Origin of the sequence: Rhizobacter sp. SG703, assembly GCF_012275445.1 — a bacterium.
Taxonomy (GTDB): Bacteria; Pseudomonadota; Gammaproteobacteria; order Burkholderiales; family Burkholderiaceae_C; genus Rhizobacter.
Map to the genome: position 1 here is coordinate 249,957 of NZ_JAAZQK010000002.1, position 16,710 is coordinate 266,666.

The window sequence follows — 16,710 nt, forward strand, 5'->3', positions numbered from 1 at the left end:
ACGTCAAGAACCTAGGCCTTGGAGGTCGTCTTGTCCTCGGGCGCCTGCGTGTGCTTGATGAACAGCACCGAGGCCCAGATACCGACCTCGTACAGGATGCACATCGGAATCGCGAGCGCGAGCTGCGAGACGATGTCCGGCGGCGTCACGACGGCTGCGACGATGAAGGCCAGCACGATGAAGTAGGCACGGAAGGCCTTCAGCTTCTCGAGCGAGACGATGCCCATGCGGGCCAGCACGACGACGACGATCGGCACCTCGAACGCGGCGCCGAACGCGACGAACATCGTCAGCACGAAACTCAGGTAGGCCTCGATGTCCGGTGCCGCGGTGATGCTCTTCGGCGCGAAGCTCTGGATGAACGCGAACACCTTGCCGAACACGAAGAAGTAGCAGAACGCGACGCCGAAGAAGAACAGCAGCGTGCTCGAGATCACCAGCGGCAGCACCAGCTTCTTCTCGTGCGTGTACAGCCCCGGCGCGACGAAGGCCCACACCTGGTACAGCACCACCGGCAGCGCCAGCAGGAAGGCGGCCATCAGCGTGATCTTCAGCGGCACCAGGAACGGCGAGATCACGTTGGTCGCGATCAGCTTGCCGCCGGCCGGCAGCGCCATCACCAGCGGATGCGCCAGCAGGTCGTACAGCGCCGCCGGGCCGGGGTAGACCGCGAGGATCCCGAAGCACACGCCGATCGCGATCACCGCGCGGATCAGGCGGTCGCGCAGTTCGATCAGGTGCGTGACGAAGGGCTGCTCGGTGCCTTCCAGCTCATCGCGGCCGTCGCTGTTCAACTTCATGGGAGGGGTTCAGGTTCGCGGGCCGAGGGATTCAGGCCGCAGGGTTCAGGCCGAAGAGCGCGGCGGGCGGAAGCGTGCGACGCGCGCCGCACCCGACTGCGCCTTGTTGCGCACGCCGGTGCGCTGCTTGTACCACTGCGGCGTCGCGCCGCGCTTCAGGCGCCAGTTCTTCTTCGGGTGCTTGTACTGCGGCGGCGGCGGTTCCCAGCCGAGGTGCTGACCGCTGTCGGGTGTGGAGGCGGCATCGCCGGGGGCATCCCAGGCGCTGGCCATGTCGGCGCGCGTCTGGTGGATCTCGTTCGAGACCGTCTGCTCGACGTTGCGGGCGGCATCTTCGAACTCGCCCTTCATCTTCTTGAGCTCTTCGAGCTCGATCGAGCGGTTGACCTCGGCCTTGACGTCGGCCACGTAGCGCTGCGCCTTGCCGAGCAGGTGGCCGACGGTGCGGGCGACCTTCGGCAGCCGCTCGGGCCCGATGACGATCAGCGCCACGGCGCCGATCAGCGCGATCTTGTCGAAACCGAAATCGATCATGCGGTTGTCATCCGACGGACCAGCCCGAGCCGGCCTCGGATGCTCATCACGATTTGGTCTTCGCTTCGACGTCGACGGTGTTCGGATCGACGGCCTTCTGGCCGACCTGTTGCGACGGCGGCACGACCTCGCCATTGGCGCCGGTCGTCGAACCGTCCTTCATGCCGTCCTTGAAGCCCTTGACGGCGCCACCCAGGTCGCTGCCGATGTTCTTGAGCTTCTTGGTGCCGAACACCAGGACCACGATCACCAGCACGATGAGCCAGTGCCAGATGCTGAACGAACCCATGATTCTTCTCCTGCGGGAAATAGCGGATTCTAGGGGGTCGGGGGATCACCCTCCGCCGGGCCGCCCCAAGGAAGGTGACGGCCCCCGCGGGGGGCAGGAACGCAGTGACGTGGGGGCCGACATCACTACCCCTTGGCCCAGGGTCTCGGCCCGCCGACGACATGCATGTGCAAATGTGGCACTTCCTGCCCGCCATCGACGCCGGTGTTGATCACGGTGCGAAAACCGTTGACGGCGCCCTGCTCGCGCGCGAGCCTCGGGGCCAGCGCGAGCATCTTGCCGAGCAGCGCCTGGTGCTGCTCGGGCACGGTGTCGTACAGCGATGCCAGGTGCGCCTTCGGCACGATCAGGAAGTGGACCGGCGCCCACGGCGCGATGTCGTGGAAGGCGATCAGTTCATCGTCTTCGAAGACCTTGCGGCTCGGGATCTGCCCGGCCGAGATCTTGCAGAAGATGCAGTTCGGGTCGTGGCTCATGGCGCGGGCACCGGCATCGGCGTGTTCGAGTTCAGGTTCACCCAGCCGCGCACGACGCGGTACAGGAACCAGATCGAGATGATGGCCCACGCGATCCATCCGGGGACCAGCAACAGGAACCACAGCGGCAGCGTCACGACGTACAGCACGGCGGCCCACAGCACCGAACGGATGCGCCACCGGAAGTGCGATTCCTGCCAGGTGCCGGCCGCCTCGTCCTTCTTCACCAGGTCGAGGATGAAGGCGACGATCAGCAGCACCGGCGTGACCTGCGCGCCGGGCAGCACGGCGGCCACCGCGACGATCGCATGCAGCGCGTAGCTGATGTGGCCGATGTTCTTCAGCGACTGCTCGCTGTCGGAAAGCTTGGTCACGACATCGTTCATGTTCCGTCCGCCTCTCGGGTTTGCAACTTGCGCGCGGCGAATTCCTCCAGGCCCGACAGGCCTTCGCGCCGCTCCAGCTCGGCCAGCACGTCGGCGGGCGTCAGCCCGAACGCGCTCAGCGCGAGCATCGAATGGAACCACAGGTCGGCGACCTCGTAGACGATCTTCTGGCGGTCGCCGTCCTTGGCGGCCATCACCGTCTCGGTGGCTTCTTCGCCGATCTTCTTCAGGATCGCATCGGTGCCCTTGTGGAACAACCGGGCCACGTAGCTCTTGTCCGGGTCGCCTTGGCGGCGCGACTCGATCACCGCGGCCAGCCGTGCCAGCGTGTCGTTGCCGCCGAGGGCGCTCGTCCCGGTCTTCACGTCGGTCATTTGTAGATGGTCCCCGGGTCTTTCAAGACCGGCTCGACGGTCTGCCAGGCCCCGTCCTTGTAAAGCTGGAAGAAGCAGCTGTGGCGGCCGGTGTGGCAGGCAATGCCGGGCGTGTGGCCCTGCTGCGTCACTTTCAGCAGCAGCACGTCGTTGTCGCAATCGAGGCGCATCTCGTGCACCTGCTGCACGTGACCGCTTTCCTCGCCCTTGTGCCACAGCCGCTGGCGCGAGCGGCTGTAATAGACCGCCTCGCCGAGCTCGGCGGTGCGGGCCAGCGCCTCGCGGTTCATGAACGCGAACATCAGCACGTCGTTGCTGCCGACCTCCTGCGCGATCACCGGCAGCAGGCCCTGGGCATCCCACTTGATCTCGTCGAGCCAGCTCATCGGGCGAGTGTATCTGTGGCACAAGTCGGGCCCGAGAAACCGCGTTCCTCGGCGAACCAGGCCAGCACCGGCACGGTGCCCGGCAGCACCGGCTGCACCTGCACCGGCAGGTCCTGCCAGGCCATCTGCTGGCGTTCGCGCATCTCGAACTCGCCGGTCCACGCGAAAACCTTGCAGAAGTGCAGCCGCACGCGTGCATGCGGATAGTCCATCAGCTCGATCTTCCACGGCTGCACCGGCCCGATCGTGATGCCGATCTCTTCATGCAACTCGCGGCGCAGCGCCTGTTCGACGCTCTCGCCGGCTTCCAGCTTGCCGCCGGGAAATTCCCAGTAGCCCGCATACACCTTGCCCTCGGGCCGGCTGGTCAGCAGGAAGCGGCCGTCGGCATCGATCAGCACGCCGACGGCGACGTCGACCGGCGTGCGCTCTGCAGCCGCGCTCATGCCGCGTGCCGCCCGGCGTAATCCTTCGCGAACTGGAACGCGACGCGCCCGGAGCGCGACCCGCGCTCGAGCGCCCACACCAGCGAAGGCTGCCGTGCCGCGGCGATCTCGTCTTCGCCGACGCCGAAGCCGCGCAGCCACTGCGCGACGATCGCGAGGTATTCGTCCTGGCTGAACGGATAGAAGCTGACCCACAGCCCGAAGCGTTCGCTGAGCGAGATCTTCTCTTCGATCACCTCGCCGGGGTGCACCTCGCCGTCATCGGTGTGCTGGTACGTGAGGTTCTCCTTCATGTACTCGGGCAGCAGGTGGCGGCGGTTGCTGGTCGCGTAGATCAGCAGGTTGTCGGACGCCTGCGAGACCGAGCCGTCGAGGATGGACTTGAGCGCCTTGTAGCCGGGCTCGCCTTCGTCGAAACTGAGGTCGTCGCAGAACACGACGAAGCGCTCGGGCCGCTCGGCGACCAGGTCGACGATGTCGGGCAGGTCGACCAGGTCGGCCTTGTCGACCTCGATCAGGCGGAGTCCGCGATCGGAAAATTCGTTCAGGCAGGCCTTGATCAGCGAGCTCTTGCCGGTGCCGCGCGCGCCGGTCAGCAGCACGTTGTTGGCGGCATGCCCGGCCACGAACTGCGCGGTGTTGCGCAGCAGCCGCTCCTTCTGCGGTTCGACCTCGACCAGCTCCGACAAGCGCACCTGCGCCACATGCCGAACCGGCAGCAGCTGCCCGGAGGCGCCGCGCCGGCGGTAGCGGAACGCGATCGACGCCGACCAGTCGGGTGCGACCAGCGGCTGCGGCAGCACCGCTTCCAACCGGGTGAGCAACGCATCGGCGCGTTGAATCAATTGCAGCAACGTGTCGGGAGCGAAAGACATGCAGGACCGCCGGATCTACCGGCACCAGGGCTGGGACGGGCGTCAGTGTAGCGGCGGCGATTCCGCGATTCTTTGCCCACGCAGTCCGTCACTGCGTCGACAAGGCGCGCCACCGCCCGCACGACCAAGGATCCAGGGATTCAAACCCGACCGGCAACAAGCGCAGAACGCGGCGCACAGCGGTAGGTCCCGCGACCCGCTGCCTTGGCGTCATACAAGGCCTTGTCGGCCAGCGCCATCAGCGCCCCCTCGGTGCTGTCGTCGCCTTCGTAGAACGAGATGCCGATGCTCGTCGTGACGCTCAGCGAATGCCCCAGCACCTGCTGCTCCGCCGCGATCGCCGCGAGGATCTTGCGGGCCAGGAAGTGCGGCTCGTCCACCGTGTTCAGCCCTTCGAGGATCACGACGAATTCGTCGCCGGCCAGCCGCGCCACCGTGTCGGTCTTGCGGACGCTGGCCAGCAGCCGCTGCCCGAACGTCTTCAGCACTTCGTCGCCGCCCGCATGGCCCAGCGTGTCGTTGATGCCCTTGAACTTGTCGATGTCCATGAACATCAGCGCCATCGGCCGACCGCTGCGGCGGCAGCGCGACATCGCCTCCGAGAAGCGTTCCTCGAACTGCCGCCGGTTGGCCAGCCCCGTCAGCGCATCGACGCGCGCCAGCGTCTGCAGCTTGCGCTCGAGTTCCTTCTGCGCCGACACGTCGTTCGTCAGGCTGTACACGCCGATCACCCGGCCCTGCTCGTCGCGATGCGGCAAATAGTTGACCTGGAAGTGCCGCGGCCCGTGCCCCAGAACCGCCACCGTCTCGAACTGCACCGTCTCGCCCCGCAGCGCACGTTCGATCTGGCGCTGCCGCAGGGCCATCACCTTCGGCGGCAGCACGTCCTGCATGCGCCGGCCCATCGCCGTGGCCACCGGGATGCCGGTCCAGGCCTCGAACACCGGGTTGCAGAACTGGAAACGCAGGTCGGTGTCGACATACGTGATCAAGGCCGGCACGTTGTCGGTGATCGTGCGCAGCCGCGCCTCGCTCTCGGCCAGCTGCGCCAGCGCCCGGTGCCGCTCGGCGATGTCCAGCACCATGCCGTAGATGCCGACGACGCGGCCGTCCGGCCGCCGCTCCGGCACGTACTCGACCAGGTGGTGATGCTCGCGGCCGAACAGCTGGCCGTGGCGCTCGAAGCGCACGCGCTCGCCACGCAGCGCGGCCGCGATGTGCTCGGCAATGCCGCCGAAGGCTTCCGCGCCCAGCACGTCCTGCATGCGCTCGCCGAGCATCGCCTTCGGGTCGAGGCCGGTCATCGACAGGTAGCGGGCGTTGGCAAACTGGTAGCGCAGCTCCGCGTCGACATGGAACACCAGCGCCGGCAGGTTGTCCGACACCATCTGCAACCGGCGCTCGCTGCGCGCCAGCCGCTGGGCCAGCGGCAACACGTGCGAGCGCAGCAGCCAGGCCCCCACCAGCACCAGCGCCGCCAGCAGACCCGTCAGCACGCGCAGCCGCGAGCGGATGTAGCCGAACAGCTCGCCGCTGTCGGTCTTGACCACCAGGCCCAGGTTCACGCCGCGCAGCGGCGCATAGCCGGCCTGCACCGGCACGCCGCGCAGGTCCTTCACCGACTCGGTGCCCGTCATGCCGAGCAACGCTTTCGAGATCGGCAGGAAAGGCTGGCCGTCCGGCTGGTACATCGCGATGTGCCGGCCCGCCTCGTAGAAGCGGCTCGGCAGGCAGACCGCGTCTTCATCGATGCGCGCGCACAGCAGCGCATCGGTCGAATCGTCGCGGTGCTGCAGGTCGTACAGCAACCCGGTCAGCACGCCGAGCCGGCGCTCCAGCATCAGGCCGCCGACGCGATCTCCGTTGCGCTCGACCGGCAGCTCGCTGTGCAGCACCAGCCCGTCGTCCCACAGCAGCGTCGAATGGCCATCGCCGAGCGGCAGCGCCACCACCGCCGAGCGCAGCCGCGCGGAACCCGCCTCCAGCAGCGATTCGCCGCGCCCGTTCTCGACGCGCAACGCGCTGAAATCCTGGCCCAGCACGCTGGACGCCAGCTCGCGCAGGTCGTCGAACGCCTGGGCGTCGGTCGGCTTCACGCCCAGCTGCGCGAGCGAGCGCTGCAGCGCCAGCTGGCGCGACACGCTCTCGGCGATCTCCATCTCCTGCTTCAGGCTGTGCGCGAACGCACCGGCATGGCCGCGCGCCGCGGTCTCCAGGCCGTCGGCCACCGTCATCTTGTAGGCGCGCTGCATCAGCGCGAAGCCGGCCACGCCCGACACCACCGCGACGATGCCGAGCACGCCGACCGCGGTGCGGGTGATGCGGTCTTCGGGCCGCTCGTCCACCGGGTCGGCGGCCTTGTCGTCGATCGCGTCGCCGACCAGCAGGTTCGACCACAGCGTCGTCCCCAGCACCACCAGCATCGCCATCACGGCCGCCGACATGCTGTTGAACGACAGCAGCCTGTACATCGCCTCCAGGTCGAGCACGTAGCCGGTCAGCGCCGACAGCCCGACCGCGAGCGTGCCGTACACGCTGCACGACACCAGCAGGCTGCGCCAGCGCAGTCCCGGCCGGTGTTGCAGCCACAGCGCCAGCCCGGCGAACAGGAAACCGAGGCAGGTGTTCGGCGCGAGGCGCCCGGGGTGAGGCGAGGTCGGCTGCATCGCGCGGTGCAGCGCCGGGATGTCGATGCCCAGGTCGACGCCGCCGAGGTGCTCGACCAGCACCAGCGCGGGCACCGAGATCAGCAGCGCGGCGCACCAGGCGAGCCGGCGCGACGGCATGCGCGGATCGCTCCACAGCGCCACCGCGGCCACGAGGCTGAGCAGGCCGGCATTCAGGCTGGCCGGCACCGCGTTGAGGAACAGCCGCGCCAGTTCGATCTGGCCGCCGAGCACGCCGGCCGCCACGCACAGGCCGCCCCCCGCCAGCCACAGGGCGGCGAGACGACGGAATGGCACACGGGGAAGAATAGGCATGGCAGCAGAAATGCCCCGCCACATGCGGAGCCTTGCCGGATATCGGCCGCGTCAGCCCACTTCTTGAGCAGCGGACGGCCGGGCCGGTACCGGCACCACGGCGTGGTCGGCCACCGCGAAGACCCGCTCGCCAGACGCTGGCCGGATCGTCTTCAACCCGGTGAACGCACCGAAGGCCGGCAGCACGCCGACCCGCTCGCCGAACCAGAAGCACGGCAGCCGCACATGATCGTGAGGCCGTCCACCGAGCACGATGCCCGGGTGCAGGTGGCCGGCCAGCACGTAGTCGTCGTCGCGTGCAACGGGGTGGTGGCACAGTGCCAGTCCGCCGAGCCGCAGCGGTTCGTCGACGACGTCGATCCGGGCCCAGGCCGGCGGATCGCCGGCATGGGCATCGTGGTTGCCGCGCACCAGCGTCAGATGCAGATCCGCATGCCGCTCGCGCCAGCGCGCGAGCGCCTCCAGCGTCGAGGCCGCGTGCGCATGCACGGAGTGCAGGAAATCGCCGAGGAACACGATGCGCCGCGCGCCGTGCTGCTCGACCAGTCCGGTCAGCCGCGACAGCGTCTCGCCGGTCGTGGCCTCCGGCACCGGCACGCCGAGCCGGCGAAACGAGACGGCCTTGCCCAGGTGGGCATCGGCCACCAGCAGCGCGTGCTGCGCCGGCCACCAGGCAGCCTTCTGCGGCAGCAATGCGAGGCGCTGGCCGCCGACATCGGTCGTGACCATGGCGATCAGGGAAGAAAAGGAGAAAAGGCCGGCGTCAGCCGACCAGCAGGCGCAGCGCGGCGTCCAGGTGCTCGGTCGGCACGCGCTTGAAGCCGGAGCGCGCATAGCGCTGCAGGCGGCCGACCGCAAAGCCGGTCAGCACCGAGGACTGCGCATTCGCATCGACCGTCGGCGTCGACGAGCCGGCCGCTTCGGCGGCGCTGCGCAGGCTCTGGCGCAGCTGCGATTCGATGCGATCGAAGAACTGGTTCATGCGGGCGACCAGGCGCTCGTTCTCGAACACCAGTGCATCGCCGACCATCACGCGCGTCATGCCGGGGTTCTTCTCGCCGAACTGCAGCAGCACCGTGAGGATCTTCTGGGCCTGCACCTGGCCGCTGGTCTCGCGCTCGGTGATCTGGTTGACCAGCGTGAACACGCTCTGCTCGATGAACTCGATCAGGCCTTCGAACATCTGCGCCTTGCTCGCGAAATGGCGGTACAGCGCCGCTTCGGAGACATCGAGCTTGCCGGCCAGCGCGGCCGTCGTGATGCGATCGGCGCCCGGCTGTTCGAGCATGTGGGCCAGCGTCTGCAGGATCTGCACGCGGCGCTCGCCGGGCTTCGGGCGCTTGCGGCCCGCCGGTTCGGCCACCGCGTCGGCTGCCACCTCGGGACTGGTGTCTTCGGGGATGGCAGGGGTGTCGGTCATCGCGGCGGTCGGAGTTGTCACAGGGAGAGGAGCTTGTTCAGCGATTGAATTCTTGCATACACATAGGGGGGCTTTCGGCAAGGGTGAACGCCAACTTCTGTGCTGTTGTTCGCAACTTTGGCCGTCTTCAGGTAGCGCTGCATCCAGACCGTGCGCATGCCGATGCGGTGCGCCGACTTCTGGTGGGCCAGCGTGTCCTCGACCAGCACGCAGCGCCATGGCGCCACCTTCAGCCGCACCGCGACGCGCCGCAGCATGCGTGCATCCGGTTTCGGCCGCAGGTCGCCGAACATCGTCATCTCGTCGATGCTGATCAGGCCGTCGAAGCAGTCCGCGAGGCCAAGCGCCCGCAGCACGCGCAATGCGTAGGACCGCGGCGCGTTCGTCAGCAGGACCTTGCGGCCGCGCAGCCGGCGCAGCGCCGCGCGGTCGTGCGCATGGGTGCGCAGGCGGTCCTCGAGGCCGGGCAACCGGTGCGTCTCCTCGAGGAAATGGCTGGCATTCACGCCATGGTGGCGCACCAGGCCGAGCAGCGTCGCGCCGTAGCGGTCCCAGTACTGCTGGCGCAGCGCGGAGGCCTCGGCCGGCGCCAGCCCGAGCTGCGACACGATGTAGTCGTTCATCGCCTGGTTGGTCGGGCCGAACGCCGCATGCGATGCGTCATGCACTGTGTTGTCCAGATCGAACAGCCAAACCGTCGCGCGACGTTGTCCGCTCATTCGGCGAGCTCGTCGAGGATCGGGCAGTCGGGCCGCTGGTCGCCGTGGCAGCAGCTCGCCAAGCTCGACAGCGTGCGCTTCATCGCTTCCATCTCGGCGATGCGGCGGTCGAGGTCGGCCATGTGGTTCAGCGCGATGCGCTTCACGTCGCCGCTCGCGCGCCGCCGGTTCTGCCACAGCTTCAGCAGCTCGCCGATCTCGGCCATGCCGAAGCCGAGGTCGCGGGCGCGCCGAATGAAGCGCAGCGTGTGCACCTCCTTGTCGCCGTACTGCCGGTAGCCGGCGTCGGTGCGGCCGACCTGCGGCAACAGGCCCAGCGATTCGTAGTGCCGCACCATCTTCGCCGACACGCCCGAGCGTTGTGCCGCTTCACCGATGTTCATCGTGCCACTCCCTTCCAGCGCCGCAACAGCAGCGCATTGCCGACCACGCTGACGCTGCTGAACGCCATCGCCGCACCGGCGATCACCGGGTTCAGCAGCCCGAAGGCGGCCAGCGGGATGCCGACCACGTTGTAGATGAAGGCCCAGAACAGGTTCTGGCGGATCTTGCGTTGCGTCAGCCGCGCGATCTCGAGCGCATCGGCGACCAGGCGCGCATCGCCGCGCATCAGCGTGATGCCGGCCGCCTGCATCGCGACGTCGGTGCCGCTGCCCATCGCGATGCCGACGTCGGCCGCCGCCAGCGCCGGCGCGTCGTTGATGCCGTCGCCGATCATCGCGACGCGCGCGCCGCCGCGGCGCAGCGCCTCGACCAGCGCGGCCTTGTCCTGCGGCAGCAGCGCGGCATGCACGTCGGCCGCGTCGACGCCGAGTTCGCGCGCCAGCTTCGCCGCCGCGCCGGCGCTGTCGCCGGTCAGCATCAGGCAGCGTACGCCCAGCGATTGCAGCCGGCGCACCGCCTCCGCCGCGCTCGGCTTCGCGGCATCGCCGAACGCCAGCAGGCCGCGCAGCCGCGGCACCGGCGCGGCCTCGGCCAGCCACGAGACAGTGCGGCCATCGAGCTGCAGCGCATCGGCCCGGGCCTGCAGCGGCGAGACGTCGATGCCGCGCTCGCCCATGAAGCGGCTGCTGCCGAGCAGCAGCGTGCGCCCGCCGACCTCGCCCGACAGCCCGCGGCCGGCGACGCTGCGCACGCCGCTCGCCGGCGCGATGGCCAGCCCGTCGTGACGCGCTGCCGCGAGCACGGCCGCCGCCAGCGTGTGCTCGCTGCCAGCCTGCAGCGCCGCGCTGTCGGCGAGCAGTGCGCGCGCATCGCCATCGGCCGGCTCGCAGGCCACCAGCGCCGGGCGGCCTTCGGTCAACGTGCCGGTCTTGTCGAACGCGACGATGTCGACCTGGCGCGCGCGCTCCAGCGCCTCGGCATCCTTGATCAGGATGCCGCGCCTTGCCGCGACGCCGGTGCCGGCCATCAACGCGGCCGGCGTCGCGAGGCCGAGCGCGCACGGGCAGGCGATCACCAACACCGCGACGGCGTTCAGCACCGCCTGCTCCCACGCCCCGGTGGCCACGCCCCAGCCGAGCAGCGTGGCGGCCGCCAGCAGCAGCACCACCGGCACGAACACCGCGCTGACGCGGTCGACCAGCTGCTGGATCGGCGCCTTCTTCGCCTGCGCCGATTCGACCAGGTGGACGATGCGCGACAACGCCGATTCGGCACCGAGCGTGGTCGCCCGCAGCAGCAGCAGGCCTTCGCCGTTGACCGACCCGCCGATCACCCGGCCGCCCGGCTGGCGCAGCACCGGCAGGCCCTCGCCGGTGATCAGCGATTCGTCGACATGGCTCTCGCCTTCGAGCAGCTCGCCGTCGACCGGCAGGCGCTCGCCGGCCCGCACGACGACCAGGTCGCCGACCCGCAGCTGCGCGATCGGCAGGTCGCGTTCGATGCCATCGCGCCGCACCCGCGCCGTCTGCGGCCGCAGCGCGTTCAAGGCCTGGATCGCATCGGTGGCCTGCCGCTTGGCGCGCTGCTCCAGCCACTTGCCGAGCAGCACCAGCGTGACCACCACCGCCGACGCCTCGAAATACAAGTGCCCGTGGCCGCCATGGACCCACAGCTGCTGCACGCTGAGGCCGAACGCCGCCGAGGTGCCGAGCGCCACCAGCAGGTCCATGTTGCCGGTGCGCGCGCGCAGTGCCTTCCAGCCGGCGCGGTAGAAGCGCGCGCCGAGCACGAACTGCACCGGCGCGGCCAGCAGCAGCTGCAGCAGGCCGGGCAGCATCGCGTCGATGCCGGCGAGCGACAGCAGCATCGGGAGCACCAGCGGCAGCGACAGCGCGGCCGCCGCGATGACCGGCCAGGCCGGCGCCGCCGCGGCCGGCGCTTCGTCTTCCTCGTGCACATGGGCCGCGTAGCCCGCCTTCTCGACCGCCGCCAGCAGCACCGCTGCATCGTCGACGCTGGTCTGCACCTCGGCGCGCTCGGTCGCCAGGTTGACGGTGGCCGACACGACGCCGGGCACGCGCTGCAGCGCCTTCTCGACACGCGCGACGCAGGACGCGCAGGTCATGCCGTCGATGCCGAGGGACAGGGAATGGGTGGCGATGCCGGTCGTGTTCATGACGCGACTGTCAACCTTACCATCATGGTAATGTCAAGGCCTTGCCAGCCGTGGGGCTTCGCGGTGCGCCTTGACCTTGCCACGGTGGCAAGCTTCAGGCTTGACAGTGAATCCATCGAACAACCACGGAGAACCCCATGATCGAGTTCCAGGTCGACGGCATGAGTTGCGGCCATTGCATCAAGGCGGTGACGCAGGCGCTGAAGGACGCCGATCCCCACGCGCTGGTGGTGGTGAACCTCGCGGAGCACACCGTCGAGGTCGAATCGGCATCGGACCGGGCGCTGCTCGCGGCGGCGCTGACCGAGGCGGGCTACCCGCCGAAGTGACGCGCGGAGCGCCGGCGAAGCCAAGCGTCCCATCAAGCCACTCCCCAGGATCCGGCTCCGCCGGGCCGAGGGGAGGCGCCCCTTGGGGGCCGAGCCCGGACATGAACAGTCCTGAGGACTGTTCGTGCCTGGCGAGGGGTCGGACCTCTGGCCCGGCGCGGCCTGCAAGGCAGGAGCGAAGCGACTGGGGGGCTCTCAATGACTCCGGATCATCGTGCCGTAGGCCTGTTCCGTGAGGATCTCCAGCAGCATCGCGTGCGGCACGCGGCCGTCGATGATGTGCACGGTGTTGACGCCGTTCTTCGCGGCGTCGAGCGCCGACGCGATCTTCGGCAGCATGCCGCCGCTGATGGTGCCGTCGGCGAACAGCTCGTCGATCTCGCGCGCCGACAGGTTGGTCAGCAGCTTGCCCTGCTTGTCGAGCACGCCGGGAATGTTGGTCAGCATCAGCAGCTTCTCGGCCTTCAGCACCTCGGCCAGCTTGCCGGCGACCACGTCGGCATTGATGTTGTAGTTCTCGTTCTCCGAACCGAAGCCGAGCGGCGAGATCACCGGGATGAACTGGTCGTCCTGCAGCGCCTTGACGACCGACGGGTCGATCGACTCGATCTCGCCGACCTGGCCGACGTCGTGCACCTTGGTCGGGTCGTCACGGTCGACCATCTTCAGCTTGTGCGCGCGGATCAGCCCGCCGTCGCGTCCGGTCAAGCCGACGGCCTTGCCGCCGACCGCATTGATCAGCCCGACGATGTCCTGCTGCACCTGGCCGGCCAGCACCCACTCGACCACTTCCATCGTCTCCTCGTCGGTGACGCGCATGCCCTGGATGAAGGTGCCCTTCTTGCCGATCTTGGCCAGCGCATCCTCGATCTGCGGCCCGCCACCGTGCACCACCACCGGGTTGATGCCGACCAGCTTCAGCAGCACCACGTCTTCGGCGAAATCCTGCTGCAGCGCCGGATCGGTCATTGCGTTGCCGCCGTACTTGATGACCATGGTTTTGCCATGGAACTTCTGGATGTAGGGCAAAGCCTGGGCCAGGATCTCCGCCTTGTCGCGCGGGGCGATGTGCGTCAGATCGGGGTTGGCGTGGCCTTGGGGCTTGTTGGCAGGGGGCTCGTTGTTCATGGAGGGCCTTCGTGGAGACGACCGCCACGGGTCGTCGCGGCGCGAATTGTAGGGGTCAACACTAGGTGGTGTGCACGCCGCGCCCGGTCGGCGGCAACCCGCCCGGCGCGTCCTTCGACAAGGCCATCACGATGCCGCACAGCTCGTGCGCCCGCTGCGGGCCGCACACCTGCGTCAGCAGCTCCAGCTGGCGCTCCAGCACCTGCAGGCTGGCCAGCCGCTCTCGCACATGCGCCAGGTGGCCTTCGATCACCGCGTCGACCTTCGAGCAATCGGCCTGCGGGTGGTCGAGGAACTCCAGCAGCGGCCGCACCTCGTCCAGGCTCATGTCGAGCGACCGGCAGTTGCGAATGAAGCGCAGCCGTTGCACTTCGGCGTCGGTATAGCGGCGGTAGTTGTTGCCGCCACGCGCCGGCGCGGGCAGCAAGCCGGCCTTCTCGTAATGGCGGATCGTGTCGACCGGCACGCCGGTGGCTTCGGATACATCCTTGATGCGCATGGGGACTTGACCTTGGAGGGACTCCAGGCTTTCGAATGTGCCACAGCGCTTTCGCCTCGCCTCCTCCTTGCCCATGTCACGACATTGCTGCGATCACGACCACGGTCATGCCCATGCCCCCTCCGACGGCGCGGGCCATGGCCATTCCCACGACCACCTGCCCACCGGCCCGGTGTCGGCCGCCTACCGCCGCGTGCTGTGGGTCGCGTTGGTGCTGAACGCCGGCATGGCGGTGCTGGAAATCGGCGGCGGCGTGCATGCCGACTCGGCCTCTCTGCTGGCCGATGCGGCCGATTTCTTCGGCGATGCGGTCAACTACGGCCTGAGCCTGGTCGCGCTCGGCATGGCGGCCATCTGGCGGCCGCGCGTCGCCTGGTTCAAGGGCTCGACGATGGCGGTCTACGGCGCCGGCGTGCTGGGGCTGGCGTTGTGGCACGCGTGGCATGGCGCGTCGCCGGCGCCGGCCACGATGGGCTGGATCGGCGCGCTGGCGCTGGCGGTGAACCTCGGCGTCGCGCTGCTGCTCTACCGCTTCCGCGAGGGCGACGCCAACATGCGCTCGGTGTGGCTGTGCAGCCGCAACGATGCGATCGGCAATGCTGCGGTCCTGCTGGCGGCCGTCGGCGTGTTCGGCACCGGCACGATGTGGCCCGATGTCGTGGTCGCGCTGCTGATGGCCGGCCTCGGCCTGCAAAGCGGCATCGCGGTGATGCGGCATGCCCGGGTCGAGCTGCGGCACGCCGACCGGGCGTTGCAGAAACAGGGCTTGTGACCCGCCGCATCGACCCCCACCTACTGGCCGCAAGCCTCCTTGCCGAGGTCCTCTTGAAAGTGAAAGGCAAACGGACATGAAACGACTTCTTGCCATGCTGGCCCTCGTGGCCATGGGTCTGGCGTCGGCCGCGGCGTTCGCGCTGCCGTCCGTCACCGAGGTGCAGGCCGAGGTGCAGAAGGGCAACTACGCCCAGGCCGAGACGCTGATGCGCGACGTCGTGGCCGCCAAGCCCGGCAGCGCGAAGGCGCACTACGTCTACGCCGAGATCCTCGCGCACAACAAGCGCTACGAGTTCGCGCTGCAGGAGGCGCGCCTCGCGCAGCAGCTCGACCCGGCGCTCGGCTTCACGCAGCCGGACAAGTTCAGGAGCTTCGAGCAGCTGCTGGAGCGCGAGCAGCGCGGCACCACCGCGGCCGGGGGCGGCAATTCACCCGGCACCGCGGTGCAGGCGCCACGCCAGGCGCCGGCCCCGCGCGCCGCCGAACGCAGCAGCGGCCTCCCCGGCTGGATCTGGGGTGCCGGCTTCGCGGTGATCGCGGTGCTGTTGTGGCGCATGTTCAGCGCCCGCCGCGCGCAGCCGATGTCGCCCGCGTACGCCGGCGGCATGCCGACCGGCGGCTACGGCCCGAACTACAGTCCGATGGGCGGCGGCACCGGCAGCGGCATGCTCGGCACCGGCCTGGCAGCGGCCGGCGGCTTCGCGGCCGGCATGCTGGCCGAGAAGATGCTCGACGGCCACCGCGACGGCGGCTCGTCGTCGTCGAACGCCGCGTCGGATGGCGGCCTGTCGCCGGGCTATTTCGACAACAGCGCGGCCGATGAACTGTCGAACCGCTCGGTCGACTTCGGCTCCGGTGGCGACTGGGACAGCGGCGGCGGGGGCGGCGGATCCGACGGCGGCGGCAGCGACGGCTGGTGAAGAGCCTCGGCCTTCCCCGTCAGTTGGAGGGCTTGACGAAGCGCAGCGCGAACCGGTCGGCCGACTGCTTCATGTCGAAGAAGGCCTGATCCCGCGGATCGGCCGGGTTGCGCAGGAAATCGCTGTCGGCTTCGAACACGAAGCCGGCCGCCTCGATCTCCTGCCGCACCAGCTGCTCGTCGATGCGGTGCAGGCGCTTCGCATCGGCCACGCCGGTGCCGGCCTTCGCCGCATGGTCGATCAACACCAGGTGGCCGCCCGGCTTCAGCGCGTCGAACATCGCGCGGTTCAGCTTCGGCCGGTCGACCGGCGAGTACGCGATGTCGTGGTACGACAACACCAGCGTCACCAGGTCCACCCTTGGCGCATCGGCCGGGAACAGGTCTTCGAAGGGCCGCACCAGCACGCCGACCTGCGGCTGCGGATGCGCGGCCAGCCGCTTGTCGAGCACCGGCCGGGACTGCGTCACCTGGGACCAGACCTTGCCCTGCGGCCCGACCGCCAGCGCCATCAACTGCGTCGTGTAGCCGCCGCCGGCCGACACGTCCAGCACCGACATCCCGGGCTTCACCTGCGCGAAACGCAGCAGCCCGATCGGCTGGCGGCCGGCGTCCGACTTGCGGTCGTCGTCGGTGCGCAGCGGGCTGGCGAGAAGCGTCTGCAGGTCCGCGTCGGTCTGGGCCGAGGCCGGCCACGGAGAGAACAGCGCGAACGCCGTGGCCAGCACAACACCGCGAATCCAGTCGTGACGCATCAGGCGCTCCTTCGAATGAGGACTGCATTCTGGCGTCGCCGGCCGGCCCGCACCGGCGAG

21 protein-coding genes are annotated in these 16,710 nt (G+C 69.1%); 3 read left to right on the top strand and 18 right to left on the bottom strand.

Features of this window, described 5'->3' with window-relative positions; translation table 11 throughout:
* Positions 1-11: 11 nt before the first annotated feature.
* From tatC to FHT26_RS04175, 15 genes are all read right to left on the bottom strand, one after another.
* On the bottom strand, positions 12-800 hold the full coding sequence (gene tatC / locus FHT26_RS04105; RefSeq protein WP_168558909.1) for a twin-arginine translocase subunit TatC: 789 nt from the start codon (positions 798-800) through the stop codon (positions 12-14).
* A gap of 45 nt (positions 801-845) precedes the next feature.
* A complete protein-coding gene (tatB, locus tag FHT26_RS04110; protein WP_056805881.1) occupies positions 846-1,334 on the bottom strand; it encodes a Sec-independent protein translocase protein TatB in 489 nt (162 codons plus the stop codon).
* Positions 1,335-1,380: 46 nt separating this feature from the next.
* Complete coding sequence (gene tatA, locus FHT26_RS04115) at positions 1,381-1,623, bottom strand: Sec-independent protein translocase subunit TatA (RefSeq protein WP_168558910.1); 243 nt, start codon at positions 1,621-1,623, stop codon at positions 1,381-1,383.
* 125 nt (positions 1,624-1,748) lie between these two features.
* Positions 1,749-2,099, bottom strand: a complete 351-nt coding sequence (locus FHT26_RS04120) for a histidine triad nucleotide-binding protein (protein ID WP_168558911.1) — start codon at positions 2,097-2,099, stop codon at positions 1,749-1,751.
* A complete protein-coding gene (locus FHT26_RS04125) occupies positions 2,096-2,485 on the bottom strand; it encodes a DUF4870 family protein (RefSeq protein WP_168558912.1) in 390 nt (129 codons plus the stop codon). Before FHT26_RS04125 ends, FHT26_RS04120 begins: the two co-directional genes overlap by 4 nt.
* Positions 2,482-2,850 carry a phosphoribosyl-ATP diphosphatase gene (locus FHT26_RS04130; RefSeq protein ID WP_349238088.1) on the bottom strand — a complete coding sequence of 123 codons (369 nt, stop codon included), beginning with the start codon at positions 2,848-2,850 and terminating at the stop codon, positions 2,482-2,484. The genes FHT26_RS04125 and FHT26_RS04130 overlap by 4 nt, the downstream gene beginning before the upstream one ends.
* A 5-nt stretch (positions 2,851-2,855) precedes the next feature.
* A complete protein-coding gene (gene hisI, locus FHT26_RS04135; RefSeq protein ID WP_056805870.1) occupies positions 2,856-3,245 on the bottom strand; it encodes a phosphoribosyl-AMP cyclohydrolase in 390 nt (129 codons plus the stop codon).
* Positions 3,242-3,691, bottom strand: coding sequence for an NUDIX domain-containing protein (locus FHT26_RS04140; RefSeq protein WP_168558913.1), 450 nt, complete (start codon positions 3,689-3,691; stop codon positions 3,242-3,244). Before FHT26_RS04140 ends, hisI begins: the two co-directional genes overlap by 4 nt.
* Positions 3,688-4,566, bottom strand: a complete 879-nt coding sequence (locus FHT26_RS04145; protein WP_168558914.1) for an ATP-binding protein — start codon at positions 4,564-4,566, stop codon at positions 3,688-3,690. The genes FHT26_RS04140 and FHT26_RS04145 overlap by 4 nt, the downstream gene beginning before the upstream one ends.
* 140 nt (positions 4,567-4,706) lie before the next feature.
* On the bottom strand, positions 4,707-7,529 hold the full coding sequence (locus FHT26_RS30450) for a PAS domain-containing protein (protein ID WP_168558915.1): 2,823 nt from the start codon (positions 7,527-7,529) through the stop codon (positions 4,707-4,709).
* A 69-nt stretch (positions 7,530-7,598) separates the two neighbouring features.
* A complete protein-coding gene (pdeM, locus tag FHT26_RS04155) occupies positions 7,599-8,276 on the bottom strand; it encodes a ligase-associated DNA damage response endonuclease PdeM (RefSeq protein WP_168558916.1) in 678 nt (225 codons plus the stop codon).
* A 34-nt stretch (positions 8,277-8,310) separates the two neighbouring features.
* Entirely contained in the window at positions 8,311-8,967 is a 657-nt protein-coding gene (gene slmA / locus FHT26_RS04160; protein ID WP_056805974.1) for a nucleoid occlusion factor SlmA, read from the bottom strand.
* A gap of 17 nt (positions 8,968-8,984) precedes the next feature.
* Positions 8,985-9,686 carry a pyrimidine 5'-nucleotidase gene (locus tag FHT26_RS04165; protein WP_168558917.1) on the bottom strand — a complete coding sequence of 234 codons (702 nt, stop codon included), beginning with the start codon at positions 9,684-9,686 and terminating at the stop codon, positions 8,985-8,987.
* Complete coding sequence (cueR, locus tag FHT26_RS04170; RefSeq protein ID WP_168558918.1) at positions 9,683-10,069, bottom strand: Cu(I)-responsive transcriptional regulator; 387 nt, start codon at positions 10,067-10,069, stop codon at positions 9,683-9,685. Before cueR ends, FHT26_RS04165 begins: the two co-directional genes overlap by 4 nt.
* Positions 10,066-12,246, bottom strand: coding sequence for a heavy metal translocating P-type ATPase (locus FHT26_RS04175; protein ID WP_168558919.1), 2,181 nt, complete (start codon positions 12,244-12,246; stop codon positions 10,066-10,068). The genes cueR and FHT26_RS04175 overlap by 4 nt, the downstream gene beginning before the upstream one ends.
* A 137-nt stretch (positions 12,247-12,383) precedes the next feature.
* Between FHT26_RS04175 and FHT26_RS04180 the strand changes: the two genes are divergently transcribed.
* A complete protein-coding gene (locus tag FHT26_RS04180; protein WP_168558920.1) occupies positions 12,384-12,575 on the top strand; it encodes a heavy-metal-associated domain-containing protein in 192 nt (63 codons plus the stop codon).
* A gap of 195 nt (positions 12,576-12,770) precedes the next feature.
* Here FHT26_RS04180 and argB read toward each other — a convergent pair whose 3' ends face one another.
* Both argB and FHT26_RS04190 read right to left on the bottom strand, forming a co-directional pair.
* Positions 12,771-13,703 carry an acetylglutamate kinase gene (gene argB, locus FHT26_RS04185; protein ID WP_056805842.1) on the bottom strand — a complete coding sequence of 311 codons (933 nt, stop codon included), beginning with the start codon at positions 13,701-13,703 and terminating at the stop codon, positions 12,771-12,773.
* Between the two features lie 61 nt (positions 13,704-13,764).
* Positions 13,765-14,202 (bottom strand): Cd(II)/Pb(II)-responsive transcriptional regulator, encoded by a 438-nt coding sequence (locus FHT26_RS04190; protein ID WP_246867706.1) that lies wholly within the window; start codon positions 14,200-14,202, stop codon positions 13,765-13,767.
* Positions 14,203-14,275: 73 nt separating this feature from the next.
* Here FHT26_RS04190 and FHT26_RS04195 point away from each other — a divergent pair, with 73 nt between their 5' ends.
* Together FHT26_RS04195 and FHT26_RS04200 are read left to right on the top strand one after the other, a co-directional pair.
* Complete coding sequence (locus tag FHT26_RS04195) at positions 14,276-14,974, top strand: cation efflux transmembrane domain-containing protein (RefSeq protein WP_168558922.1); 699 nt, start codon at positions 14,276-14,278, stop codon at positions 14,972-14,974.
* A 94-nt stretch (positions 14,975-15,068) separates the two neighbouring features.
* Positions 15,069-15,896: a tetratricopeptide repeat protein gene (locus FHT26_RS04200; protein ID WP_168558923.1), complete on the top strand. Its 828-nt coding sequence runs from the start codon at positions 15,069-15,071 to the stop codon at positions 15,894-15,896.
* A gap of 19 nt (positions 15,897-15,915) precedes the next feature.
* On the opposite strand, the gene FHT26_RS04205 is transcribed toward FHT26_RS04200, so the two are convergent.
* Positions 15,916-16,650: a class I SAM-dependent methyltransferase gene (locus FHT26_RS04205; protein ID WP_168558924.1), complete on the bottom strand. Its 735-nt coding sequence runs from the start codon at positions 16,648-16,650 to the stop codon at positions 15,916-15,918.
* Positions 16,651-16,710: the final 60 nt, after the last annotated feature.